The sequence below is a fragment of the Arthrobacter sp. zg-Y238 genome (genome assembly GCF_024385525.1).
GTDB classification, from domain to species: domain Bacteria; phylum Actinomycetota; class Actinomycetes; order Actinomycetales; family Micrococcaceae; genus Arthrobacter_B; species Arthrobacter_B jinronghuae.
The window spans coordinates 80,026-106,760 of the sequence record NZ_JANFLU010000001.1; the positions used below are offsets into that span (position 1 = coordinate 80,026).

At 65.3% G+C, this 26,735-nt stretch carries 29 protein-coding genes and 1 tRNA gene; 10 read left to right on the forward strand and 20 right to left on the reverse strand.

Annotation, left to right across the window (positions count from 1 at the left end; all coding sequences use genetic code 11):
• The first annotated feature begins 52 nt into the window (after positions 1 to 52).
• Positions 53 to 331: an HPr family phosphocarrier protein gene (locus tag NNX38_RS00445; RefSeq protein WP_229951419.1), complete on the forward strand. Its 279-nt coding sequence runs from the start codon at positions 53 to 55 to the stop codon at positions 329 to 331.
• Positions 332 to 538: 207 nt separating this feature from the next.
• Here NNX38_RS00445 and NNX38_RS00450 read toward each other — a convergent pair whose 3' ends face one another.
• From NNX38_RS00450 to NNX38_RS00465, 4 genes are all read right to left on the reverse strand, one after another.
• Entirely contained in the window at positions 539 to 1,276 is a 738-nt protein-coding gene (locus NNX38_RS00450; RefSeq protein WP_255796221.1) for a hypothetical protein, read from the reverse strand.
• Entirely contained in the window at positions 1,273 to 1,998 is a 726-nt protein-coding gene (locus NNX38_RS00455; protein WP_255796222.1) for a hypothetical protein, read from the reverse strand. Before NNX38_RS00455 ends, NNX38_RS00450 begins: the two co-directional genes overlap by 4 nt.
• 131 nt (positions 1,999 to 2,129) lie before the next feature.
• Positions 2,130 to 2,429, reverse strand: a complete 300-nt coding sequence (locus NNX38_RS00460) for a GNAT family N-acetyltransferase (protein ID WP_255796223.1) — start codon at positions 2,427 to 2,429, stop codon at positions 2,130 to 2,132.
• A gap of 45 nt (positions 2,430 to 2,474) precedes the next feature.
• Positions 2,475 to 3,038: a hypothetical protein gene (locus NNX38_RS00465; protein ID WP_255796224.1), complete on the reverse strand. Its 564-nt coding sequence runs from the start codon at positions 3,036 to 3,038 to the stop codon at positions 2,475 to 2,477.
• Between the two features lie 216 nt (positions 3,039 to 3,254).
• Between NNX38_RS00465 and NNX38_RS00470 the strand changes: the two genes are divergently transcribed.
• Both NNX38_RS00470 and NNX38_RS16865 read left to right on the forward strand, forming a co-directional pair.
• Positions 3,255 to 4,340 (forward strand): iron-containing redox enzyme family protein, encoded by a 1,086-nt coding sequence (locus tag NNX38_RS00470; RefSeq protein ID WP_255796225.1) that lies wholly within the window; start codon positions 3,255 to 3,257, stop codon positions 4,338 to 4,340.
• The gene (locus NNX38_RS16865; RefSeq protein ID WP_370646343.1) at positions 4,337 to 4,708 is read left to right on the forward strand and encodes a CDGSH iron-sulfur domain-containing protein; all 372 of its coding nucleotides are present in this window, start codon (positions 4,337 to 4,339) and stop codon (positions 4,706 to 4,708) included. Before NNX38_RS00470 ends, NNX38_RS16865 begins: the two co-directional genes overlap by 4 nt.
• Positions 4,709 to 4,775: 67 nt before the next feature.
• Here the strand turns inward: NNX38_RS16865 and NNX38_RS00480 are convergent.
• Positions 4,776 to 4,848: transfer RNA gene (locus NNX38_RS00480), tRNA-Lys, on the reverse strand.
• Between the two features lie 149 nt (positions 4,849 to 4,997).
• Between NNX38_RS00480 and NNX38_RS00485 the strand changes: the two genes are divergently transcribed.
• The 3 genes from NNX38_RS00485 to NNX38_RS00495 all read left to right on the forward strand — a co-directional run bounded on the left by NNX38_RS00485 (position 4,998) and on the right by NNX38_RS00495 (position 7,590).
• Complete coding sequence (locus NNX38_RS00485; RefSeq protein WP_229951413.1) at positions 4,998 to 5,639, forward strand: hypothetical protein; 642 nt, start codon at positions 4,998 to 5,000, stop codon at positions 5,637 to 5,639.
• A gap of 375 nt (positions 5,640 to 6,014) precedes the next feature.
• On the forward strand, positions 6,015 to 6,578 hold the full coding sequence (locus tag NNX38_RS00490; protein ID WP_257794248.1) for a DUF47 domain-containing protein: 564 nt from the start codon (positions 6,015 to 6,017) through the stop codon (positions 6,576 to 6,578).
• A gap of 1 nt (position 6,579) precedes the next feature.
• Positions 6,580 to 7,590 carry an inorganic phosphate transporter gene (locus tag NNX38_RS00495; RefSeq protein WP_255796227.1) on the forward strand — a complete coding sequence of 337 codons (1,011 nt, stop codon included), beginning with the start codon at positions 6,580 to 6,582 and terminating at the stop codon, positions 7,588 to 7,590.
• 7 nt (positions 7,591 to 7,597) lie between these two features.
• Here NNX38_RS00495 and pstB read toward each other — a convergent pair whose 3' ends face one another.
• The 4 genes from pstB to pstS form a co-directional block, all read right to left on the reverse strand.
• Entirely contained in the window at positions 7,598 to 8,377 is a 780-nt protein-coding gene (gene pstB / locus NNX38_RS00500) for a phosphate ABC transporter ATP-binding protein PstB (RefSeq protein ID WP_229951410.1), read from the reverse strand.
• Between the two features lie 25 nt (positions 8,378 to 8,402).
• Positions 8,403 to 9,512, reverse strand: coding sequence for a phosphate ABC transporter permease PstA (gene pstA / locus NNX38_RS00505; protein WP_255796228.1), 1,110 nt, complete (start codon positions 9,510 to 9,512; stop codon positions 8,403 to 8,405).
• Positions 9,512 to 10,444, reverse strand: a complete 933-nt coding sequence (gene pstC / locus NNX38_RS00510; protein WP_255796229.1) for a phosphate ABC transporter permease subunit PstC — start codon at positions 10,442 to 10,444, stop codon at positions 9,512 to 9,514. The genes pstA and pstC overlap by 1 nt, the downstream gene beginning before the upstream one ends.
• Positions 10,445 to 10,560: 116 nt before the next feature.
• Positions 10,561 to 11,682: a phosphate ABC transporter substrate-binding protein PstS gene (gene pstS, locus NNX38_RS00515; protein ID WP_255796230.1), complete on the reverse strand. Its 1,122-nt coding sequence runs from the start codon at positions 11,680 to 11,682 to the stop codon at positions 10,561 to 10,563.
• A gap of 219 nt (positions 11,683 to 11,901) precedes the next feature.
• Between pstS and NNX38_RS00520 the strand changes: the two genes are divergently transcribed.
• From NNX38_RS00520 to disA, 3 genes are all read left to right on the forward strand, one after another.
• Positions 11,902 to 13,032, forward strand: a complete 1,131-nt coding sequence (locus NNX38_RS00520) for an aromatic acid exporter family protein (protein ID WP_255796231.1) — start codon at positions 11,902 to 11,904, stop codon at positions 13,030 to 13,032.
• Positions 13,033 to 13,076: 44 nt separating this feature from the next.
• Positions 13,077 to 14,444, forward strand: coding sequence for a DNA repair protein RadA (gene radA, locus NNX38_RS00525; protein WP_227920644.1), 1,368 nt, complete (start codon positions 13,077 to 13,079; stop codon positions 14,442 to 14,444).
• A 198-nt stretch (positions 14,445 to 14,642) separates the two neighbouring features.
• Positions 14,643 to 15,719, forward strand: coding sequence for a DNA integrity scanning diadenylate cyclase DisA (gene disA / locus NNX38_RS00530; RefSeq protein WP_255796232.1), 1,077 nt, complete (start codon positions 14,643 to 14,645; stop codon positions 15,717 to 15,719).
• 2 nt (positions 15,720 to 15,721) lie between these two features.
• Here disA and NNX38_RS00535 read toward each other — a convergent pair whose 3' ends face one another.
• The gene (locus NNX38_RS00535; protein WP_255796233.1) at positions 15,722 to 16,393 is read right to left on the reverse strand and encodes a hypothetical protein; all 672 of its coding nucleotides are present in this window, start codon (positions 16,391 to 16,393) and stop codon (positions 15,722 to 15,724) included.
• An 88-nt stretch (positions 16,394 to 16,481) separates the two neighbouring features.
• Here NNX38_RS00535 and NNX38_RS00540 point away from each other — a divergent pair, with 88 nt between their 5' ends.
• Positions 16,482 to 17,423, forward strand: a complete 942-nt coding sequence (locus NNX38_RS00540; RefSeq protein ID WP_255796234.1) for an A/G-specific adenine glycosylase — start codon at positions 16,482 to 16,484, stop codon at positions 17,421 to 17,423.
• 11 nt (positions 17,424 to 17,434) lie between these two features.
• On the opposite strand, the gene dhaM is transcribed toward NNX38_RS00540, so the two are convergent.
• From dhaM to panC, 10 genes are all read right to left on the reverse strand, one after another.
• Positions 17,435 to 18,151, reverse strand: coding sequence for a dihydroxyacetone kinase phosphoryl donor subunit DhaM (dhaM, locus tag NNX38_RS00545; RefSeq protein WP_255796235.1), 717 nt, complete (start codon positions 18,149 to 18,151; stop codon positions 17,435 to 17,437).
• Entirely contained in the window at positions 18,148 to 18,789 is a 642-nt protein-coding gene (gene dhaL, locus NNX38_RS00550) for a dihydroxyacetone kinase subunit DhaL (protein WP_255796236.1), read from the reverse strand. The genes dhaM and dhaL overlap by 4 nt, the downstream gene beginning before the upstream one ends.
• 2 nt (positions 18,790 to 18,791) lie before the next feature.
• Positions 18,792 to 19,793, reverse strand: a complete 1,002-nt coding sequence (gene dhaK / locus NNX38_RS00555) for a dihydroxyacetone kinase subunit DhaK (RefSeq protein ID WP_255796237.1) — start codon at positions 19,791 to 19,793, stop codon at positions 18,792 to 18,794.
• 201 nt (positions 19,794 to 19,994) lie between these two features.
• Positions 19,995 to 20,171 (reverse strand): CsbD family protein, encoded by a 177-nt coding sequence (locus tag NNX38_RS00560; protein WP_227920630.1) that lies wholly within the window; start codon positions 20,169 to 20,171, stop codon positions 19,995 to 19,997.
• 194 nt (positions 20,172 to 20,365) lie between these two features.
• Positions 20,366 to 20,881: an amino-acid N-acetyltransferase gene (locus NNX38_RS00565; protein ID WP_255796238.1), complete on the reverse strand. Its 516-nt coding sequence runs from the start codon at positions 20,879 to 20,881 to the stop codon at positions 20,366 to 20,368.
• Between the two features lie 147 nt (positions 20,882 to 21,028).
• Positions 21,029 to 23,536: an ATP-dependent Clp protease ATP-binding subunit gene (locus tag NNX38_RS00570; RefSeq protein WP_255796239.1), complete on the reverse strand. Its 2,508-nt coding sequence runs from the start codon at positions 23,534 to 23,536 to the stop codon at positions 21,029 to 21,031.
• A gap of 96 nt (positions 23,537 to 23,632) precedes the next feature.
• Positions 23,633 to 23,959 (reverse strand): Lsr2 family protein, encoded by a 327-nt coding sequence (locus NNX38_RS00575; RefSeq protein WP_255796240.1) that lies wholly within the window; start codon positions 23,957 to 23,959, stop codon positions 23,633 to 23,635.
• A 91-nt stretch (positions 23,960 to 24,050) separates the two neighbouring features.
• On the reverse strand, positions 24,051 to 24,233 hold the full coding sequence (locus tag NNX38_RS00580) for a hypothetical protein (protein WP_255796241.1): 183 nt from the start codon (positions 24,231 to 24,233) through the stop codon (positions 24,051 to 24,053).
• Between the two features lie 2 nt (positions 24,234 to 24,235).
• Positions 24,236 to 25,690 carry a lysine--tRNA ligase gene (gene lysS, locus NNX38_RS00585; protein WP_255796738.1) on the reverse strand — a complete coding sequence of 485 codons (1,455 nt, stop codon included), beginning with the start codon at positions 25,688 to 25,690 and terminating at the stop codon, positions 24,236 to 24,238.
• A 138-nt stretch (positions 25,691 to 25,828) separates the two neighbouring features.
• Complete coding sequence (gene panC, locus NNX38_RS00590) at positions 25,829 to 26,728, reverse strand: pantoate--beta-alanine ligase (RefSeq protein WP_255796242.1); 900 nt, start codon at positions 26,726 to 26,728, stop codon at positions 25,829 to 25,831.
• Positions 26,729 to 26,735 lie beyond the last annotated feature (7 nt).

The window sequence follows — 26,735 nt, forward strand, 5'->3', positions numbered from 1 at the left end:
GTGGTCCAAGGCGGAACGAAAGCCAGCAGCTAAACCACGGAAGGAATGAAAAATGGCAGAGCGCAAAGCCACAGTGGCCAGCCGGGTGGGACTCCATGCCCGGCCGGCATCGATCTTCGCGGAAGCGGCAGCGGCCCAGCCCGTTGACGTGACCATAGCGATGGAAGGGGACCCGGCCGAAGAGGCAATGGACGCCTCAAGCATGCTCTCCCTGATGAGCCTGGGCGCGTCGCACGGAGATGTGGTGGTGCTGCGCTCGGACGGCGAGGGTGCGGAAACGGCCCTGGAGGAACTGGCAAAGATTCTCGAAACAGATCTGGATGCGACCTAGGCAGACCAGGCAAGAGGCGGGGCACTCATCCGTTCCATGAATGTCCCGCCCTTGCTTTCAGCACCGGCTACTTCCGGAAATGACGAAGCCAACGGCAGTGCCGCTGGCTTCGTTGTAACTTCACGCTGACCCCCCACAGGCAGCGGACGTTACATATTCATTATTCTGGCATACAAACATGAAAATGTGGACAACTTTACCTAATTGTCACCTTGTGTAGTTGGGAGTCAGCAAGCTTTGCTTTTGCTTGTTTCTTGCGGCGATACCGTAATAAGCCACGGCAGCGAGCCCCGCTGTGAGAACAATGACCGAGGAATGCGGAAGGATGTAGTCCCAAACGCCGGTCTGCCGGCCGGTCACCCACAGCACAGACCACGTCAGGATCTCGGCAAGGGCAACGCCTATCAGTGCCGATCCGACCCGCAGGAGGGCAGGCCGCCCCGCCGTCGCGGCGACACGGAAAGCCGGGATGATCAGGCAGGCGGCTATATAGGCCGGATAGATCCGTCCCAGCACCGAGTAGGCCCAGATATGCTCCTGGTGCATGTAGCCGTTGAGGCCCGGCGAAGACACAGGCATGTCTCCCATGCTGAACAGCACGGTGGTGGCTGTAACGGTTGCAGCCAGCACTACGAGTCCCGGCAACCCCAGAATGATTTTCTGTACCTGGGGAGCCCGGAAGGCTGCAGCAGCACTGCCGCCAATAAGCGCTACGACTCCGTAGGTGGCATAACGGAGAATCAGGTTTGCATGGTTTTCTCCGCCCAGCCAAGCGTCCACAGGCAGGTAAATCGACGGAATGCTCAGGGCCACTCCGACAGTAGTAGCAGCAAGCCCCCAAAAGAGCATGGGATTGCGGCCCTGCACAGCCAGCGGCAGCCGAACCAGGGTAAAGACGGCCACCACGGCCAGCGCGCCAAACTGAATGGCAGAGGCTATATTCATCCCAGGTTCTCCAAGAGCGTTAGATCATTTTCCACATCGTGTTCAAACTTCTTTAGTTGCTTTCCCACCCCGTCCAAGCGGTCCCGGGCCAGAAACAGCAGTTCCGAATCAGTGAGCGCAGCCAGAGCCTCCTGCTGGCCCTTCTGGGGCCACCCGGCCTCGCCCGGCGTGACCAGGCCGGTGGCCACCAGTCCGCCCGGCAGCGAGGCACCCGCAATCCGCGCGGCCTCCACAGCCAATTCGGGTGCCAGCCGGCCGGCTGAAAGCTGCGCCGAAATATTCTGCGGCGCGACGCCGGTCCTGGCGCTGAGCTGCTGGCGCAGGTCCCCCGGGTCTACTGCCTCGAACCAGGAACGAATCGCGTTCCGGTGCGGATGCCTGGCCAGGTCCGGGCATTCCGGCGGCCCGGTCTGGGTGGCCCTGGCCAGGATCATCTGCAGGATGCAGATGTAGGAAACCTGGCTGATGAGTTCCGCGGCGCTGGGCCGCCATGGCCCGCCCAGCAGATCGGAGTATTCCTCGAAGTCAGAAAGTGCCTCTACCGGATTTTTCCCGTACGCCCGGGCTACCCGGACCACGGTAATCTCCGCAACTTTGCCGCGGACAACCTGCTGGGCCAGAGTGGAGCGCTTGATGCCCGTCCGGCGGCAAACGTCCGCGTTGGATTCGCCCGGAGCCACTGCGGTGCGCCAATTCTGGAAAGCCTTGGCAGACACCGCCATCTTCGGCCCCCCTCGATTGGATTTACCCGGACAAATGGAATTATACTGTTGGAACTGGCTTCCCCTTCTGCGTTCCCCCCATATGCAGAGCGGGAAGCCAGCTTCAATTAACGCCCGGCTTGCCGCCCTGACTACTCCTGCGGCCAGGACACGTGGTGGCTGTATTCCGGATGCTTGCCGAGGTAGGCGGCCATATAGGAGCAGTACGGCTTGACCCGCCGCCCGCCGCTCACGATGTCCTCCACGGCATATCGGGCCAGGCGTGACGAGTAGCCCTGATGCCGGAAAGCCGGCTCCATCTCTGTATGGGTCAAAGCAACGCCGTCCGGCTGTTCCTGATAATCGGCCATGCCCACGAGCGTGCCGTCCAGCCGCAGCTCGTACCGGTTCAGCGCCTCATTGCGCGTGAAGCTGATGTCTTTGCTAGTCATGGCCCGAGACTGCCACGCATTCCCACCACGGTCCAGCCCCCGCAGTCAGGCCGCCTGCCCGCCGTCAGCTGCCGCTTCCGCACGGCGAAGCGAATCTTCCAGCGTGGTCACAGCTTCGGCGTAGGCAGCGGCCTCCGCCGCGGTGCCCGCTTCGGGGCGCAGTTGCTCGGCGGCCTTCAGCGCCCGGATAAAGGTCCGCGTTTCCGGGGTGCGTACGTCCAGCATCTGCGGGTTTTCCGCCGCGAGCCAAGGGTCCAGTTCATAGGCACTCCAGCGGGCCAGGACTTCCCGGTGCCGGGCGGCGGTGGCATTTACCGCGGCCTTCAGCTGTTGGCGTTCGCGGTTCCGACGACGACGGCGGTCCCGTCGCCCCACCCAAAGCGACGCGGCGATGCTGCCCGCCACCACAACTGCCCCGACAGCGGCGGACGCGGCCGACGTGGCAGCCAAGGCCCAAGCGGCAGTCAGGAGCACTCCCAAAAAGGCGGAGAACCCGACCCAGAAGAGACCTTCCCCGTCCCGGGTAGCAAGCGCCCGGTCTACACCGGCAGACCCGGCCACGAGCACTGCCGCCAGCACCAGCAACGGCAGAACCGTTGAAGGATCCATACCGGGCATTTCCACCCTCCTGCATATTGGCCGTCTTTGTATTGGCCGTCCTTGCCTCCATTGCACCGAACCCGGCGGCAAAGGTCAATGCCGGCCCTCCCCGCCCGGCAAACGGGCCCCTTGGGGCCGCACCAAGTATGCTGACGGTTTGGATTCGTTCCAACCACCCCATGAAACCGCCGGAAAAGCGCCCTGTAGTGCGTTGTAAGGAAAGCAATGAAGATTCCCGCCCCGAGAGGGCCTGTCAGCGCCACCTTGATCGATCTCCTCCGGAACCGCGGCGGAACAGGTCACGCCAACGCCTACGGTTCATTGAACCTGCTGTTGGACGAAGCACTGGCTGCCACTGCGGATCTGCTCCGTGACGAAGACCTCCAGCTGACCTTGTTCTGCCTGTACGAGCTGCATTACAGCGGACTGGACGGAGTTGAGGATGCCGCCGAGTGGGATCCCGAACTGATCCGCGTGCGGGCACGGCTGGAGGCGGCCTTCGAGGATGTGCTGCGCCGCGCGGTGCCCGTCCCCGAGCTGCCCGCGCCGGAGAGCGAAGCCGTAGCGGAGACCCTCTTCCGTCTGGCAGCCGACGACGACGGCCCCAGCGTTTCCCGGTTTGTCGCCAGCAAGGCCAGCGTGGAACAGCTTCGTGAGTTCCTGATCCTGCGCTCGGTCTACCAGCTGAAGGAAGCGGATCCGCACAGCTGGGCAATTCCGCGCCTGCCGGTGGGCCGCGCAAAGGCAGCGCTGATCGAAATCCAGGCCGATGAGTACGGCGGCGGGCGAGTGGAACGGATGCACTCGAAGCTGTTCGGCACCACCATGGAGGGTCTGGGCCTGGATTCCGGCTACGGATACTACATTGACCAGGTTCCCGCCCTGACCCTGGCGTCCTCCAATGCCATGTCGCTCTTCGGGCTGAATCGCCGGCTGCGCGGCGCCATTGCGGGGCATCTGGCGGCGTTCGAGATGACGTCCTCGATCCCCAACTCGTTCTACGCCCGCGGGTTCCGCCGGCACGGCTTCAGCGACGATGTCACCTACTACTTCGACGAACACGTGGAAGCGGATGCCGTGCACGAACAGATTGCCGCCAGGGACCTCGCCGGCGGTTTGGCCGAGGCTGAGCCCGACCTGCTCGCCGACATCATCTTCGGTGCCGCGACCGTACTGGCCATCGATGCCTTGCTCGGCGAGGAGCAGCTGAATGCCTGGCAGGCAGGCGAGTCCGCGCTGCTGCCCCTGGTGAACGACGGCGGGCCGGCAGCGCCGGCCGTAACGGCTGCGGCCGGCGGAGTAACCCCGTGACGGCTCCGGCAGCCGGCCCAGTAGACGCCGAAGACGCCACGCAGGATGCGCTGACGGAGGCGGACGCCGAGCAAGCGGACGTCCAGGCGGAGGAGGAGGAGACCGACGCGTGGAAGACGCGGGAAGGAGCCGCTCCCGCTTCCATCGTGGCCTGCCCCAACGGTCCCCTGCTGGTCCGCGGCGACTTTGAGATTGTCACGCCTGACGGGGTTCCCGTACCCCGTGACCGGGAAACCGTTGCCCTGTGCCGGTGCGGCGGTTCGGCCATCAAGCCGTACTGCGACGGCACCCATAAGTTGATGAAGTTCGATACCGCCCGCCGTCGTCCGGTTCCGGCACCGGCGCGCAAGGCGGCGGAAGAAGCGTAACCCGGCGCTGCCGGATATAAGAATGGCTTGCCTTCACTGAAGGCAAGCCATTCTTATTCTTATTCGGTGCGCCCAGCAGGGCTCGAACCTGCGACCCACGACTTAAAAGGACGTTGCTCTACCAACTGAGCTATAGGCGCTCCACCGGCCGTGGCTTTTGACAGCGCACGGACCGACTGTCCCACTTTATCGCACACCACACAGATCGTGGAAAACCCCGGTCCGAGGCACCGCCCGGCACCCCTGAGACCGCCTCGATTCCGCGTAAATCCCGGAGTATTCTTCCAGTATGAGTGAGTCCAATTCAACGCCGCGCCATCACAAGCCAAAGCCTCTTGCACCAGTGGACTTCGCCAACTTCCCCGGCGGTGCCGATCCGGCACGCGTTTCGGAGGCGGCCCATCTCGCCGCCCAGGCGCTGGTCCACCACGGCCGCGAGAGCACCGATCCGGAAGTCACCCGCCGGCTCGTGGAACTGACCGACCAGCAGGGGGTGGAAGCGGTGGCCGAGATGTGGGCTGAAAGCCCCGCCCGGTCCCTGCCCGGCGCCCTCTGGCGCCTGTATGCCCTCCGGGCGTCCATCCAGCGGAATCCGGAACGGATCGCCGCCTACTACGCGGCAGGCAAAGACGTTGCACAGGTGTCCAAGGTAGTCGCCGGAGTAGCCGAGCCCCTGGGGGCGGATGAAGTGCGGGCTATGGCGGACACCATTCTTTCCGGTGCCTTCGAGGGTGACTTCGACGTCGCACTGGAGCGTTTTGCCGCATTCTGCCGCGTGGTGGCCCTCGGCCAGGCCAATCATGCCGATTCCTCGGAGGCCTCCAACGGGGACCGCGCCACCCTGCTGACCCGCAACGCACGCCAGCTGGTACACACGGCCGAGGACCTGGAGCACTCGGCAGCCGCCTGGCGGCGCGGAGAGCTCGACTAGCCATGCCGCACCGTGCACAGTGGCAAGGCACACAATGGCGCTCCTCACAGTGCCGCCCCGGCCCGCATGGCCGTGTTGACATCACCGGCCGAGCGTAGAAAACTGAAATCGGTGTCGGACTGCGGAACCCCCGGGCTTCAACTCTGAGCCGCTTCGAGCGGCCTTCCGCCGAGAGGCGCTCCCGGTCCGGCACCGTTACTTTTCCCCAGCTGGTTCTCAGCGGGATTCTTTCGCGGGCTTTCCCGCAATTCCAGCCCAGCCATCGGATATTCTTGGGCCTGTGAGCACCCTCGATACTTCCCCGGCCGATGTGCGTCCAGCGTGAAGCTTCAACTCTTCCCCCAAGAAAATGCAGGCCTTGAGCTGCTCTCCCGCATGGCGTCACAACTGCTGCGCGGCACCGGCGTGCTGGCGGAGATCCTCGGGGCCGAGCCGGATGAGTTCGAGCGTCTCACCGAGCAGCTGCATCAGATCGATGCCGAAACCACCGATCTGCACTTTGCGCTGATGACGCAGATGCGGACCAGCTTCATCAACCCACTCCCCCGTGAAGACCTCTATGAGCTTTCCCTGCTCCTGATGTCCGCCATGGAGTGCCTGGACGCCTCAGCGGAAACCATTTCCCTCTACAAGCTCACAGGGGTTTCCCGCCGGGCTTCCGAGCAGCTGGAAGTCATCGGCCGGCAGGCTGAGCTGACCGCCGCTGCCATGCGCCGGCTCGCTTCGCTGGAGGACCTGGAAGAGTACTGGATCGAAATGCTTCGGCTGGCCCGGCGGGCCGAGCGGTCCCGCCGGATCTGGGTGGCGGAACTGATGCGTGAGTACAAGCCCATGGCCTATGCCCGGCACCGGGACCTCGCCGACCAGCTATCGGGTACCTCGGTGCAACTGCGCCTGGCGGCAACATTCGTGGGCGGCGTCCTCGTCCGGGAATCCTAGGGTGGCGGCCCTCCTCCTGGCCGGCGTCGTCCTGCTCGCCGGAGCCTATGCCTTCCTCAACGGCTTCCATGACGCATCCAACTCGGTGGCCACCTCCGTTCGTACGCGGGCACTGACCCCCACCGTGGCCATTCTGCTGGCCGCCGGCTTCAATCTCCTGGGTGCGCTGGTGAGCACCACACTGGCCGTTGCCCTGACCGTCCGGTTCGTGGATCTTCCGGCCGGACCCGAGGGCCTCGGCATCCTGATTGCCGGGCTGCTGGCGGCCTGCGGATGGGGCGTGTGGACCTGGTGGCGGCGGATGCCGTCGTCATCCACTTCCGCCCTGGTGGGCGGGCTGGTGGGTTCCGGCGCGGCCTCAACCCTGGTGGGCGGGCAGAACATAGCCGAGTCCTACCGGCTGATCTGGGAGCAGATAGCCCTGCCGTTGCTGCTGTCCCCCGTGATCGCCTTTGTACTGGCTTACCTGCTGGTTTTCCCGGCCACGTGGTTGATGCGTTACAGCTCTCCGCGCCGCGGGGACGCCGGAAACCGGATAGCGCAGTCCGTCTTCACCTCCGCCTTCTCCCTGGGGCACGGAATCCAGGACGGGCAGCGGACCATGGCTGTGGTGGTGCTTGCCCTGCTGGCCGCGGGGCAGACCGTTGAAACCGGCATTCCCTTCTGGGTGCAGCTGTTTGCGGCGCTGGCCCTGGCCGGCGGCACGCTCTTCGGCGGCTGGCGGATCACGCACACGCTGGGGTACCGACTGGTCCGGATGGACCCGCTGCGGGGCATGAGCGCCCAGGCGGTCAGCTCCGCCATGCTGTTCCTTGGGGCGCTCTGGCTGCACATTCCGCTTTCGAGTACCCAGACCATGACGTCCGCCATCGTCGGCGCCGGTACCAACCAGCGCTTTTCCACCGTCCGCTTCATCCCGCTGCGGGAAATCCTCGTCACCTGGCTTGTCACGGCGCCCGTAACCGCACTGCTCGGCGGGATCCTGCTGCTGGCCCTCAGCCCGCTCCTGTAGGCGCCGCTTATCCGAAGCGTCCGGAAACGTAGTCTTCCGTGGCCTGCTCGGCGGGGTTGCTGAAGATGACCGGGGTATCGGCGTATTCGATCAGCCGGCCGGGCTTGCCGGTGCCGGCGATGTTGAAGAACGCCGTCTTGTCCGACACCCGCGCCGCCTGCTGCATGTTGTGCGTGACGATAACCACCGTGTAGTCACTCTTGAGTTCCTCGATGAGGTCCTCGATGGCCAGCGTCGAGATGGGGTCCAGGGCGGAGCACGGCTCGTCCATCAGGATCACCTCCGGGGACACCGCTATGGCGCGGGCTATGCACAGGCGCTGCTGCTGGCCGCCGGAGAGCCCGGAGCCGGGCTTGTCCAGGCGGTCACGGACCTCTTTCCAGAGGTTGGCGCCGGTCAGGGACTTTTCCACCAGGTCATCGGCGTCGGATTTCGAGATGCGCTTGTTGTTCAGCTTCACGCCTGCCAGGACGTTGTCCCGGATGGACATGGTGGGGAAGGGGTTGGGCCGCTGGAACACCATGCCCACGTGGCTGCGGACGGTCACCGGGTCAACGCCGGGGCCGTAGAGGTTCTCCCCGTCCAGCAGCACTTCACCTTCGACACGTGCGCCGGGAAGCACCTCGTGCATCCGGTTCAGGGTGCGCAGGAAGGTGGACTTGCCGCAGCCCGAGGGGCCGATGAAGGCGGTCACGGAGCGGGGTTCAATGTTGATGTTGACGTCCTGGACGGCAAGGAAATTGCCGTAATAGACATTCAGGTCTTTGACGTCGATGCGCTTGGACATGGTTTCCTTAAATCGCTTTACAGGGCTAGCGGGAGGTCCGGGGGGCGAAGATCCGGGCGATCAGGCGGGCGCCCAGGTTCAGCAGCATCACCATGATGATCAGGATCAGTGCGGCCGCCCAGGCCCGCTGGGTACTCGGATCTGTATTGGTCGGGGAGGTGGGGCTCATCAACTGCCGGTAGATAAAGGTGGGCAGCGTGCTCATCCAGCCCGCAAACGCGTTGAAGTTGATGGTGTTGACGAAGCCGGCGGTGACCAGCAGCGGTGCCGTTTCCCCGATCACGCGGGCAATCGCCAGGGTGACGCCCGAGGCAATGCCGGAAATCGCGGTGGGGACCACTACCTTCAGGATGGTCCGCCACTTACGCACACCCAAGGCGTAGGACGCCTCCCGGAGTTCGTTGGGCACGATCTTGAGCATTTCCTCGGTGGAGCGGACCACCACCGGGATCATCAGCACGGAGAGGGCGACGGCGGCAACGAAGCCGGTGCGGGTGCCCGGTCCGAAGACGAGCCCGAAGAACGCGGCGGCAAACAGGCCGGCCACAATCGAGGGGATACCGGTCATCACATCCACAAAGAACGTTATGGCCCGCGAAAGTGTTCCGCCACGGCTGTATTCCACCAGGTAGACAGCGGCCAGCAGGCCCACGGGCACCGAGATGACCGTGGCCCAGAAGGTGATCAGCAGGGTGCCCACAATGCCGTGGTAGGCGCCGCCCAGCACCGCGGTCCCGTTGTCCACCGTGGCGTTGTCCACGGCGCCGGTCATGCCGCCCATGGAGGTGAGCAGGAAGTCCGGGCTGAGGCCGGGCAGGCCGCGGACCAGGACGGTGAAGATCACCGATACCAGCGGCAGCAGCGCCAGCAGGAAGGCACCGCAGACCAGGTTCGTGGCGAGGCGGTCCACTGCGTGCCGCTTGCCCTCGACGACCCAGGTGACAACCGTGCCGCCGATGACGAAAAGCACGGCGGTGAAGATTGCGAAGGACGTGACGGAGAAACCGATGAGGGCGGACAGTGCCGCACCCAGGATCAAGGCAGCGGCGAGCACAATCCAGGGCGTATAGCGGGGCAGCCTGTTCTTGGTCAGCAGGGACCCGGGACGGCTGAGGGCGGAGGTTGTATCGAGCATCAGTTGGCTCCCGAGAATTCTTTGTGGCGGCTGATGATCCAACGGGCAACCACGTTGACCGCCAGCGTGATCAGGAACAGCACGAGCCCGGCAGCGATCAGTTCCGAGAGCCGGAGCCCGAACGCTTCAGGGAAGTTCAGGGCGATCTCGGCGGCGATGGTCTGGTTCCCCGGCCGGATCAGGCTGGCGATCAGCCCGCCGGAGGAGAGCACCAGCGCCACAGCCATGGTTTCGCCCAGTGCGCGGCCCAACCCCAGCATGACGGCACTGATGACGCCGGGACGGGCGAACGGGAAAACAGCCATCCGGATCATTTCCCAGCGGGTGGCGCCCATGGCCAGGGCCGCTTCCTCGTGCAGCTTTGGCGTCTGCAGGAAGATTTCCCGGGTAAGGGAGGTAATGATCGGCAGCACCATCACGGAAAGCACAATTCCGGCCGTGAGCATGGTCTTGCCGGTCTGGCTGGCCGGACCGGCGAAAATCGGAATCCACCCGGCGTTTTCAGCCAGCCAGTTGTACGGACCCACCAGCGCCGGGGCCAGCACCGTCATGCCCCAGGCGCCGTAGACCACCGACGGGATGGCGGCGAGCAGGTCCACCAGGTACCCCAGCCCCTGCGCAAGCCGCCGCGGGGCATAGTGGGAGATAAACAGGGCGACGCCGATTCCCACCGGTGTGGCGATCAGCAGCGCGATAAGTGCCGCAATGACGGTTCCAATGACCAGCGGCAGGATGTACTGGCCGAACCCGCCGCCGCCGGAGATGTCCGCCGGATCGGCCATGAACGTGGGCAGCGCCTGCCACATCAGGAAAACCGCCACGCAGAACAGGACGAACAGGATCAGGCAGCCGGCTGTCACCGTAATGCCGGAGAATATCTTGTCTCCGGCGCGGCCCGCGCCGCCTTCTCCCGTTATGGACTTGCTGGACACTGCTCAACCCTTCGAAATGCGTTGGTGCAGACTCTTTATCAGTGTAGGTACTCCGCCTTGGAGCGGACCCCTGTCCTCCCCTGCAGGGAGCCGGGGAGGACAGGATAGTGGCCGGGCTAGGAACGCACCTGGATGGTTTCCAGTGCCGCTTGGGCCCGGCTCCGGAGGCTCTCGGAGAGCGGCGCGCTGCCCGCGGCGTCGGACGCGGCAGCCTGGCCTTCGTCGCTGACTACGTAGTTGCCGAAGGCACGGACCAGGTCCACGGTCTGCTGGTCCTCGTAGCTGGTGCAGAACACGTGGTAACTCACCAGCACCACGGGATAGGCACCCGACTCCGCCGTGTCACGGTCCAGGTCCATGGCCATATCCGCTTCCGGACGACCCTCCCCTGTCACTGCTGTGGACGATTCGACGGCGAGTGCGGCGGCGTCGGCACTGAACGGTACGTAGGTATCGCCCACCAAGACGCTGACCTCGCCCAGGGACCCGGCCGCCGACGCGTCGGCATAGGTGATGCCGCCCTCGGTGGAGGCCACAGTGGAAATGACGCCACCGGTGCCGGAGGCGCTTTCCCCGTTCGGCAGCCCGGCCGGCCATTCACCTGATGCCTTATCCGTCCACTTTTCGGGTGCTGCTTCGGCCAGGTACTCGGTGAAGTTCTTGGTGGTGCCGGATTCGTCACCGCGGTGCACCGCCGTGATGGCAGTGTCCGGCAACTCCGCTGCTTCGTTCTGCGCGGTGATGGCCGGGTCATTCCAGGTGGTGACCTCGCCGCGGAAGATCGCTGCAATGGTGGCTGCGTCGAGGTTCAGGTCCGTTATGCCGGGAAGATTGAAGGCCACGGCGATCGGCGAGATGTAGACGGGAACGTGGATGGCGCCGTCGGGACCGCAGACCTCCGCGGCCGCAACGCTTTCTTCTTCATCAAGGTAGGCATCGGACCCGGCAAACTGGACACCCCCGGCCAGCAGCGCTTCCCTGCCGGCGCCCGAGCCGTCCGGTGAATACTGCACGGATGCCTGCGGATTGGCGGCGCCGAAGCCCGCAATCCAAGCCTGCATGGCCGCGTCCTGGGAGGACGCGCCGGCACCGGAAAGCGTGCCGGTGACGGAGCTTTCCGCACCGGTACCGGCCGGGGCCGGCGCCGCACTGTCGGTGCCGCAGGCCGCGAGGCCCAGGGCAACGGCAGCGGAAACGGTTAAAACGGATGCAGTGCGGCCGAAATTCGAAACCTTCACCATCGGATCCCTTTCAAGGGGTTTGTTCGGCACTGGTGCGCCGGGAAGCTGATTGCGGAAAGCAGTCGAGCACGTGGAACCTCCAACACGTTCCTGTCCTAGGGTGGCGAACCAAGGTGAACGGAAAGTTAACGCCCGCCGGGCGGCGGCGGAACATCCGCTTGCCGCCGAATGTAACGCCGGATACAGGTTGCCCTCAGCTCCCCCTAGACTGGTTCCATGCCCCAACGCAGCTCCTTCGCCAAAAGCCGGGGTTTCCTGCTAAACCGGGCCCGCGTAGGGCTGCAGCGCAGCCGCAATTCCGTGGTTCCGGCCCTGCAAATGACCATCTGCGCCGTCGGGGCGTATGCCTTCGCCGAGTACGTGCTCGGACACGAGGGCCCGCTGTTCGCCGCGACGGCCGCCCTGATATCGCTGGGGTTCTCCCGGGAACCGCGGACCCGCCGGGTGCTGGAGGTGGGAATCGGCTGCACACTGGGCATCACCATCGGTGAAATCCTGCTCACTCTGCTGGGCAACGGCCTGGCCCAGGCCGCCGTCGTCCTCTTTTTCTCCGTGATGCTGGCCCGCTTTTTGGACCGAGGCGTCATTTTCACCACTCAGCTGGGGCTGCAGTCCCTGCTGGTGGTACTCCTGCCAGCCCCGGACGGCGGTGTCTTTACCCGCAGCGTGGACGCCATAGTCGGCGGTGTTTTTGCCCTGGTGGTGACCATGCTGGCGCCGCGGGATCCGCGCCGGGAACCGAAGTCCAACATCCGCGAGCTCCTGCACGAACTGTCTGCCGTGCTGCGGCAGTGTTCCGAAGCCATCGCCAAGAGCGATTCCACCATTGCATGGCATGCCCTGGTCCGGGCCCGCAACACACAGCCCCAGCTGGACACCCTGGCCCGCAGCGTCCGGGACGCACGGGAAGTCGCCCGGATTTCGCCCGCCTACCGGCGGTACCTGGCGGAACTGGGCGATCTGCGCGGCTCCATCGGCTATCTGGACCTGGCGGTCCGCAACAGCCGGGTTTTCGCCCGCCGCACGACGTCGGTCATTAACCATGCATCGCTGGATGACGAGGCCATCGAGAACGTGTCGGAAGTGCTGAACGAGACCGCCGATGCCGTGGACGTCCTGGCCCGCGCGCTGGGCGGCGGTGAGGGCCCGGACGCCCGGCTCCGACACCTTCGCCAGGCCCGCAACGAGCTGGCGGCGGTGGGGACCCGCCTGCACCCGAAATCACTGGGAATCACGGACCTGCAGGGCGACGCGCTCATCATGCTCTTCCGCCCCCTCGTGGTGGACCTGCTGGAATCCACCGGAGTCACCCACGAAGAGGCGGTTACCTACCTCTCGGAGGTCTGAGCCCCGCGGAAAAAAGTGTCAGTGCCGCGGGATAGCCTGATTCCATGGCAACAAAGACTGCACGGCCCAAGACCGCCAACTTCCGCTGCTCGGAATGCGGCTGGACCACGGCCAAATGGGTTGGACGCTGCGGCGAGTGCCAGGCCTGGGGAACGGTGGAGGAATCCGGCGAAGTCCTGGCCCGGACCACCGCCGCCGCCGTGGTTGCCCGTCCGGCCCTGCGGATCGGCGAGGTCGACGCGACCACCGCCGCGTACCAGGCCACCGGGGTAGGTGAACTGGACCGCGTCCTGGGTGGAGGACTGGTGCCCGGTGCGGTCATCCTGCTGGCCGGTGAGCCCGGAGTGGGTAAGTCCACCCTGCTCCTCGACGTCGCCGCCCGCGTCGCCGGCCTGGGCCGCGACGTCCTGTACGTCACCGGGGAGGAATCCACGGCGCAGGTTAAACTGCGCGCCGAGCGCATCGGCGCCGTGTCGGAGAACCTCTATCTCAGTGCAGAAACGGACCTCAGCCAGGCCCTGGGCCAGGTGGAGCAGGTCTCCCCCGGGCTGCTCATTGTCGACTCCGTCCAGACCCTGAGCAGTACCGCCGTGGACGGCAGCGCCGGCGGCGTCAGCCAGGTCCGCGAGGTGGCCGCGTCTTTGATCAATGCCGCGAAGACCCGGAACATGACCACCCTGCTGGTCGGCCACGTCACCAAGGACGGTTCCATCGCCGGCCCCCGGCTGCTGGAGCACCTGGTGGACGTGGTGTGCCAGTTCGACGGCGACAGGCACTCGAGGCTGCGGCTGCTGCGTGCGGTCAAGAACCGCTACGGACCCACGGACGAGGTAGGCTGCTTCGACCTGACCGAAGACGGCATCGAAGGCCTCGCAGATCCCAGCGGGCTGTTCGTTTCACGCACCAAGGACCCGGTCTCGGGCACCTGCATCACCGTGACGCTGGAGGGCAAGCGGCCGTTGGTCGCCGAGGTCCAGTCCTTGGTCGCTGAAACCGGAAATGCCCAGGCCCGCCGTGCCACCAGCGGCGTTGACGCCTCCCGGGTAGCCATGCTGCTGGCGGTCCTGCAGCAGCGGGCCTCCATGAGCCTGGCCAAGGATGACAGTTACGTCTCCACCGTAGGCGGCGTAAAACTGGGCGAGCCGGCCACGGACCTGGCGGTGGCACTGGCTGTGGCGTCGGCGAAGATGAACAAACCGCTGCCGGCGCAGCTCATTGCTTTCGGTGAGGTTGGACTGGCCGGGGAAGTGCGTCCGGTACCCGGTATTGCGCGGCGGATCAACGAGGCCGAACGCCTCGGCTTCACCCACGCCGTCGTTCCGGCTTCCCCGAACGGACCGGGGAACGTCCCCTCCGGCTTCAAGGTCCGGGAAGTCTCCACGTTGGCCGAGGCACTGGAACTGCTCTTCTAGCACTGCCGTTTCCGAAGCCCCGGGCAGCCGGCGGTGAGCGGCATCACCGAAGCTGTCCGAAGCGGGTTACATGCCGGGCTCGGGCGGGGACGTGCCGTGGTTCACGAGTTGGATGGTCTGCCGCGATCTCCCACTAGTATAGGGACGGGCAAGCCTCAGCCCAGATCGCCCAGGCCCCCGGGCCGGAAGGAAGTGACCATGGCCCGCAGTCCCGAAGACGCGCTTAAAGCAACCCTGGCGCGGGTCGCACCCGGGACCGAGCTCCGCGACGGACTCGAGCGTATTCTGCGGGGCCGCACCGGCGCCCTGATCGTCCTCGGCTTTGACCGTGCGGTGGACAGCATCTGCTCCGGCGGGTTCGATATCGGCATCGACTTCTCCCCCACCAGACTCCGGGAGCTGGCCAAAATGGACGGCGCGATCGTCTGCGACCGCGACGCCAGGAACATCCTGCGCGCGGCGGTGCAGCTGGTCCCCGACCACACCATCGAAACGCATGAATCCGGCACCCGGCACAGGACCGCCGAACGCGTGGCCATCCAGACCGGCTTCCCCGTGATTTCGGTCAGCCAGTCCATGCGGATCATCCAGCTCTACGTAGGCGGACTCCGCCACGTGCTGGAAGGATCCGAGCCGGTGCTGGCACGTGCCAATCAGGCACTGGCGACCCTCGAGCGCTACCGCGCCCGGCTGGACCAGGTCACCAACTCCCTCTCCGCATTGGAAATCGAGGCGATGGTGACGGTCCGCGACGTAGCGGTCACGCTGCAGCGCCAGGAAATGGTCCGCCGCATTTCCGAGGAAATCTCGCAGTACGTCCTCGAACTCGGGGTCGACGGCCGCCTGCTGTCCCTCCAGCTGGAGGAACTGACCACCGGCCTCGGCCCGGGCAGCGAAATGATCCTGCGCGACTATGCGGACCTGAATGACGGAAAGCGCAACATCGAGGAACAGATCTCCACGCTGCAGAACATGAGCTCGTCCGAAATGGTGGACCTGGGCAAGATTGCCTCGGTGGTCGGCTTCCAGCCGGGCCAGGATTCACTCGAAGCCGTGGTGCAGCCGCGCGGCTACCGGCTCCTGAGCAATATCAAGTCGGTTCCGCCAGCAGTATCCAACCGGTTGGTGGACCACTTCGGCGGCCTGCAGAACCTGATGGCTGCGAACATCGATGACCTGATGACCGTCGACGGCATCGGCGAGCAGCGCGCCCGGACCGTCCGTGAAGGTCTCTCCCGGATCGCGGAGACCAGCCTCCTCGACCGGTTTATGTAGGCCTATTCCAGTTCGAAAACAGCCGTTTCGCTGGTGACTTCGCCGAGCCTGGCGGTGAACACGTAGTAGCCGGGGTTCGGGTTGGACGCCACGGCGGCGCAGCCCGGGGCCGACCGGTTCCGGTCCCAGGTGAAGTTGGCCGTCTCCGAGGCGCCCGGCTCCACCGTCTTGAGGTAGTCCTCGCCGCCGTCCTGGCAGTCGGTGGAGGAGAAGATCCGGTCGGAGCCGCTGGCTACCGAAAACTCCATCTGCGAAGTTCCCACGTTGATCTCGCAGGCGGATTCCCCGGTGTTTGTGACCGTCAGCGCCAGGACCGGCGCCGCACCGGCCGGGTAGACCTGGGCATCGGTGGCGGCGGTAACCAACACGGACTCTGCGGGGCAGGCGGATTCCGACGGGGTCGCCGCGGGTTTCGGAGCCTTCGGCGTTTTCGTCGCAGCCGCAGGCGTGGCAGCCGGGGCAGTAAGTACGGGAGACGGGACGGTGGCGTCGGCTACGGTCTGTTTCTCCGGTGTCAAAGCACCAATCACGGCGGCGACCCCGAAACCGAGTCCCACCAGGAGCAGCACCGCGAGGACGCCTGCAACCAGCCGCCGCCGGCGGTAGACGGCGGGGCTCGGACGGCGCGGGCCGGGGCGTGGTCCGGCCGGCTGCTGTCTTCCCATCCCATCCATGGTTCAAGGCTAGAGATGAGGACCGCGATTACGGGCCGCACCACGCCGGTTAGTAGAGTATTGCTGGTCATATGCAAGGGAGTGCAGCATGGATTCACAGGTGGAAGACCTGCACCGCCGGATTACCGGGTGGTTCGCCGGCAATGCCCGCGAGCTGCCCTGGCGGGACGCCGAGCGCACGCCCTGGGGTGTCCTGGTCAGCGAAATCATGCTCCAGCAGACGCCGGTGGCACGGGTGCTGCCTGTCTGGACTGAATGGCTGCAGCGATGGCCGACGCCGGCCGGATTGGCTTCGGAGCCCAGCGGGGAAGCCGTCCGGGCCTGGGGCAGGCTGGGCTATCCCCGGCGGGCCCTGCGGCTGCATGCGGCAGCGAAGGCCATTGTCGAGGAGTTCGGCGGCGAGGTGCCGTCCACCTATCCGGAGCTGCTGCGGTTGCCGGGAGTGGGTGACTACACCGCCGCCGCAGTCGCTGCGTTTGCGTTCGGACGGCGGGAAACAGTGGTGGACACCAATATCCGCCGGGTGCATGCCCGGGCAGTAACCGGGAACGCCTTGCCCTCACCGTCCCTTACCGCTGCCGAGATGCGGCTGGCCGCTTCCCTGCTGCCCCTCGACACCAGTGACTCCGTGGCCTGGAATGCCTCTGTCATGGAACTCGGCGCACTGGTCTGCACCGCCCGCAGCCCTCGATGCCAGGAGTGTCCGATAGTGGACCGCTGCGCCTGGGTGGCAGCGGGCAGGCCGGAACCCCATTACACGGCGAAGGGCCAGGCCTGGGCCGGAACGGACCGCCAGGTCCGCGGGGCCATGATGGCGGTGCTGCGCTCCGCGGAAGGTCCGGTCCGCCGGGAACTGCTGCTCCATGCGCCGGTGGATCTGGCCGGCCCGGGGCTGGCCGCCGAACTGGATCCGCTGGGCACCCTGCACCGGCTTCAGGCACCGCAGGAACAAATGGAGCGCGCTTTGGCCGGCCTGATCGCGGACAGGCTGGCGGCAGAAGACGCCAACGGAGTGTCGCTGCCGCTTTGACGGGCGCAGGCTCAGATTTCTCCGAACCCGTTCCGCACCTGCTCGGCCACGAGTTCCACCGCCCTGGCCGCGTCTGGTCCGGTGGCGGTGACACTGAGCGTTTCGCCGGGCCGCAGGCCCAGCGTCATAAGCATCATGACCGATTTGCCGTCCACGCCGTTGATGGTGATCTCTGCGTCCAGGTCCGCCAGTGCCTGCGCCACGACTGAGGCCGGACGGGCGTGCAGGCCCATCGGGTTTATCAGGGTCCACGCGCCGCTGGCGGAGTCCGCAGCATCGGGCGCCGGCTCCCCGGAGGCAGGCGGGCCTCCGGCGGCTTCGCCGGGTGCTGCACTATCCGGAGTGTAGGACGCCCCCGCCGACTCCGCGGCGGCCGAAACCTCGGCAACGTTCCTTCCGGTCTGTGCCGCTACGGCTGCGGCCACCGTGCCCTCGACCAACGGCGCATCGGCCATGAGCACCCGCTGCTGCTGCTCGGGTTCGAGGAATTCCAGCGCCGATTCCGCCGTCATCACTGCGGAGCCAAGGTCCGTCAGCAGGACCGTGCCCTCGCCGGAGTCCGTGGCAGCAATACCGGCCATGATTTTTTCCAGGCTGGTGCCGATGCCGTCGTCGTCAGTTCCCCCTGCCGGAACTATCCGAACGTCTGCGGCCATCTGAGCCGCCAGCTCGCAGACGCCCTCGGCCAGCTTCCGGCTGTGCGAAACTACCACCAGGCCGACGCTCACGCTGCCGTCTCCGCCGCCGAAACCGCCGCCTGCAGGATCAGCGCCGTGGATGCGGCCCCGGGATCGAGGTGCCCCGCGCTGCGCTCCCCCAGGTAGCTGGCCCGGCCCTTGCGGGCGACAAGCGGCTCAGTGCCGGCCAGTCCGGCGTCGGCTGCGTTCGCGGCCGCCGTCAGGATCTCCACCGGACCTGAACCCGCCGCCTCCGCCGTGACAGCGGCATCCACTGCGGGAGTCCAGGCATCGATCATGGTCTTGTCCCCGGGTTCGGCCTTGCCGCGGGCAACTATTCCGTCCCGGGCGGCCGTCAGCACGGCGACCAGCTCGGCCGGTCCGAGGGCGGAGGCGCTGCCCGCCGCGGTGGAGGCACGCAGGAATGCCGTTCCGTACAGCGGCCCGGCGGCGCCGCCCACCTTCGACATGAGGGTCATGGCGACCGTTTTGAATACCGCTCCGGGTGTCTCCGGCACGCCGTCGGCGTCCAGTTTCTCCACCACCGCGCTGAATCCGCGTTCCATGTTCTCCCCGTGGTCGGCGTCGCCGATCTCCCGGTCCAGGGTGGTCAGCCGCTGGCGGTTCCCGCTCAGGGCAGCGGCGCTGAGGCGCATCCACCGATCTGCCCAGGCTGCATCCAGTTCCATGCCTATACTCCCCACCGCAGGGCCGGTGTGTTGACCGGCGAGTCCCAGAGGTCCGTAAGTTCATCATCCAGCCGCAGGACGGTCACTGATGCCCCTTCCATCTCCAGGGCGGTGATGTAATTGCCCACCAGGGAACGCTCCACCCGGGCACCTCGGTCTGCCAGGATTTGGGCCGCCCGACGGTACACAATGTACAACTCGCTCAGCGGAGTGCCGCCCATGCCGTTCACGAAGAGCAGCACCCGGTCTCCGGAGGCGACCCCGAGATCGCTGAGCACCGGTTCCATCAACTGGTCCGTAATGGAATCCGCCGTCGTCATTGGCACCCGGTGCCGGCCGGGCTCGCCGTGGATCCCCACACCCATTTCAATCTCGTCTTCTGCCAGGGTGAAGCTGGGCTCACCGGCATGCGGCACCGTACAGGGTGCCAGGGCAACGCCCATGGACCGGACGTTCGCATTGACGCGCTCGGCGATCTCCGCCACCTTGGCAAGGTCATCCCCGCGGTCCGCGGCGCCGCCGGCAATCCGCTCCAGCAGCACGGTCCCGGCCACGCCGCGCCTTCCTGCTGTGTAGGTCGAGTCTTCCACCGCGACGTCGTCGTTCACCACGACTGTGCGGATGTCGATGCCTTCGACGCCGGCAAGTTCGGCGGCCGTCTCGAAGTTCAGGATGTCGCCGGTGTAGTTCTTCACCACGAGCAGGACGCCGGAGCCCGAGTCGCTCTTCACGATGGCCGGCAATATCTGGTCCGGGGTAGGCGACGTGAACACGGCTCCGGGAACCGCGGCCGTGAGCATGCCCTGCCCCACATAGCCGCTGTGCAGGGGCTCGTGGCCGCTGCCGCCGCCGGAGACCAGGCCTACCTTGCCCTGTACCGGAACGTCGCGCCGGAGGACGTAGTCCGGGTCCAAATGGATCTGGACCAGGTCATGGTGGGCCAACCCGAATCCTTCGAGTGATTCGGCCACCACCGAGCGGGGATTGTTGATGAGTTTCTTCATGACGCCGGGCTCCTTAGCGGTCGGACTGCCGAGCCCCGCGAGCACGCCAAGGCTCCCTCTCCCCAAACGACCCTACCCGCGCAGCAGGCAGTGCAACAGAGTGCCGGCGTGCCAGCTGCACCGACAGCGCCTTAGATCGAAAAGCCGCCCGGGCATGAAAAAGCGGGAGGGGCGAACCCCTCCCGCTTCTTTAATAAAGCCTTACTTGCCCTTGAAAGCGTCCTTGACGTTCTCTCCGGCGTCCTTCAGGCTCGACTTGGCCTGGTCGCCGTGGCCTTCGGCCTCCATGCGCTCATTGCCGGTGGCCTTGCCTACGCCTTCCTTGACCTTGCCGCCAAGATTTTCGGCCTTGTTCTGCATCTTGTCATCTGCGCCCATTGCTGAACCCGCTTTCTGATCGTGGCCCGTGCAAACGCGAAACTGCTGCTGCTTAGGCAACTGTTTACTGATGCGTTCCGTCGGGACCCTTGATGATGCTAAGTATCCTGAGCTTATCCAGCTTTGAAGACAAAAGGCCAGCACGGCCCTCCCGGTTACTCTCTCTGCGAACGCGCCCCGGGACGGCCGCCGGATTAGAACGAGCGGATCATCCGGGTGTTTCCCAGGGTGTTCGGCTTTACCCGGGCGAGGTCCAGGAACTCGGCAACGCCCTCATCGGAGGAACGCAGCAGTTCGGAATAAACCTCCGGATCCACGGCTGATTGATTGGCCATGACGGCGAATCCATGCCGGCGGAAAAACTCCACTTCAAAGGTCAGGCAGAAAACCCGCCGCACACCTATTTCCACCGCATCAGCGAGAAGCTGTTCCAGCAGGAGATGGCCGATTCCACTGCCCCGCAGTGCAGGATCAGCGGCCAGGGTGCGTACTTCCGCAAGGTCTTCCCACATCACGTGCAGTGCACCGCAGCCCACAATCCGCCCGTCGGCGTCCTCCGCAACCCGGAATTCCTGCAGCGCCTCGTAGTAGGCCACCGCCTCCTTGGCCACCAGGATCCGCTCCTCAGCCAGCGGCGCAACGAGGGCGCGGATGCGGGGAACATCGGAAGTGCGTGCGCGGCGGATGGTGATGGCGGGTACGGAAGTCACCGGCCCAGTCTAGGACCGTCGGGGCGGCCGCACCCAAACTTCGTTTCTCCGTTCGACGCTTCACGGCCGCCCCTTAACGCGAAAGGACCCGGCGGGCTGTCTGCCCGCCGGGTCCTTTACCCGTGCATTGGTTGTACTGAGCGGCTGTTAGTCGCTGACGCCGGCTTCGATTGCCGAGGTAGCTTCCTCAATCGCCTTCGGAACACCGCTGCCGACGAATGTGAACTTCGCTTCGTCGCCTTCGCCCTCGACGTCCACCGAGATGGCCTCGCCGGGCTTGAGTTCCCCGAAGAGGATCTTCTCGGAGAGCTGGTCCTCGATTTCGCGCTGGATGGTCCGGCGCAGCGGCCGGGCACCCATTGCGGGATCGTAGCCGCGCGTTGCCAGCAGCACCTTGGCGGCCGGGGTGAGCTCGATGGTCATGCCCTTCTCGGCCAGGCGCTGGCTCAGACGGTTCAGGAACAGGTCCACAATCTGGACAATCTCTTCCTGGGTCAGCTGCGGGAAGACCACCGTGTCATCAACACGGTTGAGGAACTCGGGGCGGAAGTGCTGGCGCAGCTCTTCCGTAACCCGTGCCCGCATCCGGTCGTAACCGGTCTTGGTGTCCGTGCCGGACTGGAAGCCGGTCATAACGCCCTTGGAGATGTCCTTGGTACCAAGGTTGGTCGTCATGATGATGATGGTGTTCTTGAAGTCCACCATGCGGCCCTGGGCGTCGGTCAGGCGACCGTCTTCCAGGATCTGCAGCAGCGAGTTGAAGAGGTCCGAGTGGGCCTTCTCCACTTCGTCGAACAGCACCACGGAGAACGGACGGCGACGGACCTTTTCGGTCAGCTGCCCGCCTTCTTCGTAGCCCACGTATCCGGGAGGAGCACCAAACAGGCGCGAGACCGTGTGCTTCTCGGCGTACTCGGACATGTCCAGGGTGATGAGGGCGTCCTCGTCACCGAACAGGAACTCCGCAAGGGCCTTGGCGAGCTCGGTCTTACCGACGCCGGTGGGGCCGGCGAAGATGAACGAACCGCCCGGACGCTTCGGGTCCTTCAGTCCGGCCCGCGTACGGCGCATGGCCTGCGAGATGGACTTGATGGCCTGGTCCTGGCCGATGACGCGCTTGTGCAGTTCGTCTTCCATCCGCAGCAGGCGGGTGGATTCTTCCTCGTTCAGCTTGACCACGGGGATGCCGGTGGAGTTGGCAAGCACCTCGGCGATGAGTTCCTCATCCACCTCGGCAATGTCATCCAGGCCTCCGGACTTCCACTGGCGTTCCTTCTCCGCGCGCTGATCCTGGAGCTTCTGCTCCTTGTCACGCAGGGAGGCGGCACCTTCGAAGTCCTGGGAGTCGATTGCCGACTCCTTCTCCATCTTCAGCGCCGAAATCCGCTCGTCGATTTCCTTCAGCTCCGGCGGGGCCGTCATCCGGCGGATCCGCAGGCGGGCGCCGGCCTCGTCAATCAGGTCGATTGCCTTGTCCGGCAGGAACCGGTCGCTGATGTACCGCTCGGCCAGCGTAGCTGCGGAGGCCAGTGCGGCATCGGTGATGGAAACGCGGTGGTGCGCTTCGTAGCGGTCACGCAGGCCCTTGAGGATCTCGATGGCATGTGCCACCGAGGGCTCGGCAACCTGGATCGGCTGGAAGCGGCGCTCCAGCGCGGCATCCTTCTCGATGTGCTTGCGGTACTCGTCCAGAGTGGTGGCACCAATGGTCTGCAGCTCGCCCCGGGCCAGCATCGGCTTCAGGATCGATGCCGCATCAATGGCGCCTTCGGCGGCACCCGCACCCACGAGGGTGTGGATCTCGTCGATGAACAGGATGATGTCGCCGCGGGTGCGGATTTCCTTGAGGACCTTCTTCAGGCGTTCCTCAAAGTCACCGCGGTAGCGCGAACCAGCAACCAACGAACCGAGGTCCAAGGTGTAAAGCTGCTTGTCCTTCAGGGTCTCGGGCACGTCGCCGCGCACGATCGCCTGGGCCAGCCCCTCTACGACGGCGGTCTTGCCGACGCCGGGCTCGCCGATCAGGACAGGGTTGTTCTTGGTCCTGCGTGAAAGCACCTGCATCACGCGTTCCATTTCATGCTCGCGCCCGATTACCGGGTCAAGCTTGGATTCACGCGCGGCCTGTGTGAGGTTGCGGCCGAACTGGTCCAGCACCACCGATCCGGCGGGCTGGCCTTCCTGCTGCTGGCCACCGGTGGAGACGGGCTCTTTGCCCTGGTAGCCGGAAAGCAACTGGATGACCTGCTGGCGGACGCGGTTCAGGTCAGCACCAAGCTTGACCAGCACCTGCGCGGCTACGCCTTCACCTTCACGGATCAGGCCGAGCAGGATGTGTTCGGTGCCGATGTAGTTATGGCCGAGCTGCAGGGCTTCACGAAGCGAAAGCTCCAGCACCTTCTTGGCGCGGGGGGTGAAGGGGATGTGGCCGGTCGGGGCCTGCTGGCCCTGACCGATGATCTCCTGCACCTGCTCGCGGACAGCACCAAGCGAGATGCCCAGGGATTCAAGGGCCTTAGCAGCGACACCTTCACCCTCATGAATGAGCCCAAGCAAAATATGCTCGGTGCCGATGTAGTTGTGGTTGAGCATGCGGGCCTCTTCTTGGGCAAGCACGACAACGCGACGGGCACGGTCGGTAAATCTTTCAAACATGAGGCACACTCCTAGCTAACGCGTAATTCGATGCTACGTGCCCCAGGGGTGCTTAAGGAGCTTGTTCGCCGTCGGCGTGAGAGGCGGGCGGTATGCCTAGCTCTGCGCGGCCCGGTAGGCGTCGATGATCTCGCTGTTTACGCGGCCGCGCTCGGAAACGGTGTAGCCGTTCTTGCGGGCCCATTCGCGGATCTGTGCAGCCTCGTTGCTGCGGGCTGCGCCGGTGCCGCGCGGACGCCCGGTGCGGCCTCCGACCTTACGGCCGGCATCCACGTACGGCTTCAATGCATCGCGGAGAGTTTTCGCATTGTCTTTCGACAGATCAATCTCGTACTGTGACCCGTCCAAGGCAAACCGTACGGTCTCATCCGCACTTCCACCGTCGACGTCATCCACGAGAATGATTTTTACCTTTTGCGCCATGACAGGCTCCTAAGCAGCTAAAAATGGGAAGACTAATTATGAGACCACTTAGAGTATGACGCAATTGGTAAAGCCCCGTCAAAGTACTTGGCTATTTATTCTCTTCTTCACTCGGTTTTTCCAAAGCTTCATGGTCTACACTCTGGTCAGCTTCCCGTTCTGCCTCGGCAAGGGCCTGCCGCTCCGACCGGTCCGAGTTAAGCAGGGCCCGCATCACGAAATAAAAGAGAGCTGCAACACAAATTGACGGCAGGAGGACTTCTACATATTCCATGGCTAACCCAATTCCGGCTTAAGGAGGGGGAACAGAATTGTTTCCCTGATTCCGGTATTCGTGAAAAGCATCACAAGGCGGTCAATTCCAAGGCCGATCCCGCCCATCGGAGGGGCACCATATTCCAGTGCCCGCAGGAAGTCTTCGTCCAGGGCCATGGCCTCGTCATCGCCGCCGGCCGCCAGCAGGGACTGCTCGGTGAGGCGTTCACGCTGGATAACCGGGTCAATCAGTTCCGAGAATGCCGTACCGCGTTCCATGCCGCCGATGATGAGGTCCCAGGCCTCGATCAGGCGGGGATCCTCGCGGTTCGGACGGGCGAGCGGCTGCGCCGAGGGCGGGTAGTCGTACACGAAGGTCGGCTGCAGCAGCGTCGGCTCAACAATTTCGCCGAATAGTTCAATAACCAGCTTTTCCGCGTCCCACTTCGGATCCACCTTCACGCCGTGCTTTTCCGCAACATCGCGGAGCACGGCGGCGTCGGTATCCGGGGTGATCTGCATGCCCACTGCTTCGGACAGGCCTGGGTAGACGCTCAGCCAGCGCCACTCGCCGTCCAGGTCAATGGTGCCGGCAGCAGTTTCGATCTTCCGGCTGCCCATGAGGTCCGCGCAGTGCAGGATGATTTCCTTCATCCGCTCGGCCATCACAAACTGGTCCGCGTAGGCCTCGTAGCATTCCAGCGTGGTGAATTCGGGGGAATGCGTGGAGTCCACGCCCTCGTTGCGGAAAATGCGCCCGATTTCGAACACCCGCTCAATCCCGCCCACCACTGCACGCTTGAGGTACAGCTCCGTGGCGATGCGCAGGGTCATCTTCTGGTCGAAGGCGTTCAGGTGAGTTTCGAACGGCCGGGCAGCGGCACCGCCGTGCACCAGCTGCAGCATGGGGGTTTCCACCTCCACATAGCCGTGTCCGTGCAGGGTGTCGCGGACTCCGCGGATGACTGCCGCGCGCTTGTAGACCATGTCCCGCGCTTCGTCGCGCACCATCAGGTCCACGTAGCGCTGGCGGACGCGGGTTTCCTCGCTCAGTCCGGCGTGCAGCACCGGCAGCGGGCGCAGGGCCTTGGAGGCCATCGACCAGGACTGGGCCATCACCGAGAGTTCACCGCGGCGGGAAGAGATAACCTCTCCGCGGATAAAGACGATGTCGCCCAGGTCCACCAGCGACTTCCAGTCCGCCAGGGATTCCTCGCCGACAACGGCGAGGCTCAGCATGGCCTGCAGCCGGGTTCCGTTGCCTTCCTGCAGGGTGGCGAAGCAGAGCTTTCCGGTGTTGCGGATGAACACCACGCGGCCGGTAACGCCCACGGTCTCGCCGCTGGCTTCGTCGGCCTCGAGGTGGCCGAACTTTTCGCGTACTTCCTTGAGGGAGGCGGTGCGTTCCACCCCTACCGGGTAGGCCTCATCCCCCCGGTCGATGAGCCGCGCACGCTTCTCGGCACGGATGCGCATCTGTTCGGAGGTGTCTGCGGCTTCGGGAACGGGGTTAGATGTGGTCACGGTTATTAAGTTTACAGAGCAAAGCGCCGCTCCCGGTTCCTGCGCTCCATGCACCCGCCCCCGGGCATGCACGGAGCACAGGTACTTTGGCTACGGCAGCAGGGTGTTGTCGATCAGGCGGACCGGGCCTACCCGTGCAGCCAGCAGCGCCAGCGCGGTTCCGGCCAGTGGTTCGCCGGCAGTTCCAGCGAGCGGTTCAAGGGTCTGCGGGTCCACCACCTCGAAGTAGTCCAGTTCCACTCCGGGCTGCGACGAGACGAGCTCGACGGCGTCGGGCAGGCCCAGGGGCTGCCCCGCCGCAGCGCGTTCCTTCAGCAGGTTCAGCGCCCGGGACAGCACCAGTGCCGCCTGCCGCTGGCCGGCGTCGAGGAAGCGGTTACGGCTGGATTCGGCGAGGCCGTCGGCCGCCCGGACAATCGGCACACCGGTGACCTCCACGTCGAAGTTGAGGTCCGAGACCATCCGCCGGATCAGGGCCACCTGCTGGGCGTCCTTCTGCCCGAAGTAGGCCCGGAAGCGCGCCGGTACCCGCGGAGCTGCCAGGTGGAAGAGCTTGGCAACCACGGTCAGCACGCCGTCGAAGTGTCCCGGGCGGACGGCACCCTCCCAGCGGGTACCCATGGTGCCGGCGCTCACGCGGACCAGCGGCGCTCCACCGGGGTACATTTCGGCCTCGGACGGGGCGAAAACGAGGTCCACCCCGGCGCGGCCCAGGAGCTCCAGGTCCGCATCGAGGGTGCGGGGGTACCGCTGGAGGTCCGCCGGGTCGTCGAACTGGAGGGGATTGACGAACACCGAGGCGGTGACGACGTCGTTGTCCGCCCGCGCGGCGCCCATCAGGGAGGCGTGCCCTTCGTGCAGGGCCCCCATGGTGGGAACCAGTGCGAGGGAGGGAATGCGGGAGGGGTTGGCTGCGGCCGCTTTTTCGAGCAGCTCCTCGGTGGCGGAGCGCAGTTCGGCAGCGGTGGTGACGAGGCGGGGGGTGTTCAAAACTGTC

Coding starts and splice junctions, on each gene's coding strand:
- NNX38_RS00445 (WP_229951419.1), top strand. CDS start 53: ATGGCAGAGCGCAAAGCCACAGTGGCCAGCCGGGTGGGACTCCATGCC.
- NNX38_RS00450 (WP_255796221.1), bottom strand. CDS start 1,276: ATGAATATAGCCTCTGCCATTCAGTTTGGCGCGCTGGCCGTGGTGGCC.
- NNX38_RS00455 (WP_255796222.1), bottom strand. CDS start 1,998: ATGGCGGTGTCTGCCAAGGCTTTCCAGAATTGGCGCACCGCAGTGGCT.
- NNX38_RS00460 (WP_255796223.1), bottom strand. CDS start 2,429: ATGACTAGCAAAGACATCAGCTTCACGCGCAATGAGGCGCTGAACCGG.
- NNX38_RS00465 (WP_255796224.1), bottom strand. CDS start 3,038: ATGGATCCTTCAACGGTTCTGCCGTTGCTGGTGCTGGCGGCAGTGCTC.
- NNX38_RS00470 (WP_255796225.1), top strand. CDS start 3,255: ATGAAGATTCCCGCCCCGAGAGGGCCTGTCAGCGCCACCTTGATCGAT.
- NNX38_RS00485 (WP_229951413.1), top strand. CDS start 4,998: ATGAGTGAGTCCAATTCAACGCCGCGCCATCACAAGCCAAAGCCTCTT.
- NNX38_RS00490 (WP_257794248.1), top strand. CDS start 6,015: ATGGCGTCACAACTGCTGCGCGGCACCGGCGTGCTGGCGGAGATCCTC.
- pstB (WP_229951410.1), bottom strand. CDS start 8,377: ATGTCCAAGCGCATCGACGTCAAAGACCTGAATGTCTATTACGGCAAT.
- pstA (WP_255796228.1), bottom strand. CDS start 9,512: ATGCTCGATACAACCTCCGCCCTCAGCCGTCCCGGGTCCCTGCTGACC.
- NNX38_RS00520 (WP_255796231.1), top strand. CDS start 11,902: ATGCCCCAACGCAGCTCCTTCGCCAAAAGCCGGGGTTTCCTGCTAAAC.
- radA (WP_227920644.1), top strand. CDS start 13,077: ATGGCAACAAAGACTGCACGGCCCAAGACCGCCAACTTCCGCTGCTCG.
- disA (WP_255796232.1), top strand. CDS start 14,643: ATGGCCCGCAGTCCCGAAGACGCGCTTAAAGCAACCCTGGCGCGGGTC.
- NNX38_RS00535 (WP_255796233.1), bottom strand. CDS start 16,393: ATGGATGGGATGGGAAGACAGCAGCCGGCCGGACCACGCCCCGGCCCG.
- NNX38_RS00540 (WP_255796234.1), top strand. CDS start 16,482: ATGGATTCACAGGTGGAAGACCTGCACCGCCGGATTACCGGGTGGTTC.
- dhaL (WP_255796236.1), bottom strand. CDS start 18,789: ATGGAACTGGATGCAGCCTGGGCAGATCGGTGGATGCGCCTCAGCGCC.
- dhaK (WP_255796237.1), bottom strand. CDS start 19,793: ATGAAGAAACTCATCAACAATCCCCGCTCGGTGGTGGCCGAATCACTC.
- NNX38_RS00560 (WP_227920630.1), bottom strand. CDS start 20,171: ATGGGCGCAGATGACAAGATGCAGAACAAGGCCGAAAATCTTGGCGGC.
- NNX38_RS00570 (WP_255796239.1), bottom strand. CDS start 23,536: ATGTTTGAAAGATTTACCGACCGTGCCCGTCGCGTTGTCGTGCTTGCC.
- NNX38_RS00575 (WP_255796240.1), bottom strand. CDS start 23,959: ATGGCGCAAAAGGTAAAAATCATTCTCGTGGATGACGTCGACGGTGGA.
- NNX38_RS00580 (WP_255796241.1), bottom strand. CDS start 24,233: ATGGAATATGTAGAAGTCCTCCTGCCGTCAATTTGTGTTGCAGCTCTC.
- lysS (WP_255796738.1), bottom strand. CDS start 25,690: ATGCGCATCCGTGCCGAGAAGCGTGCGCGGCTCATCGACCGGGGGGAT.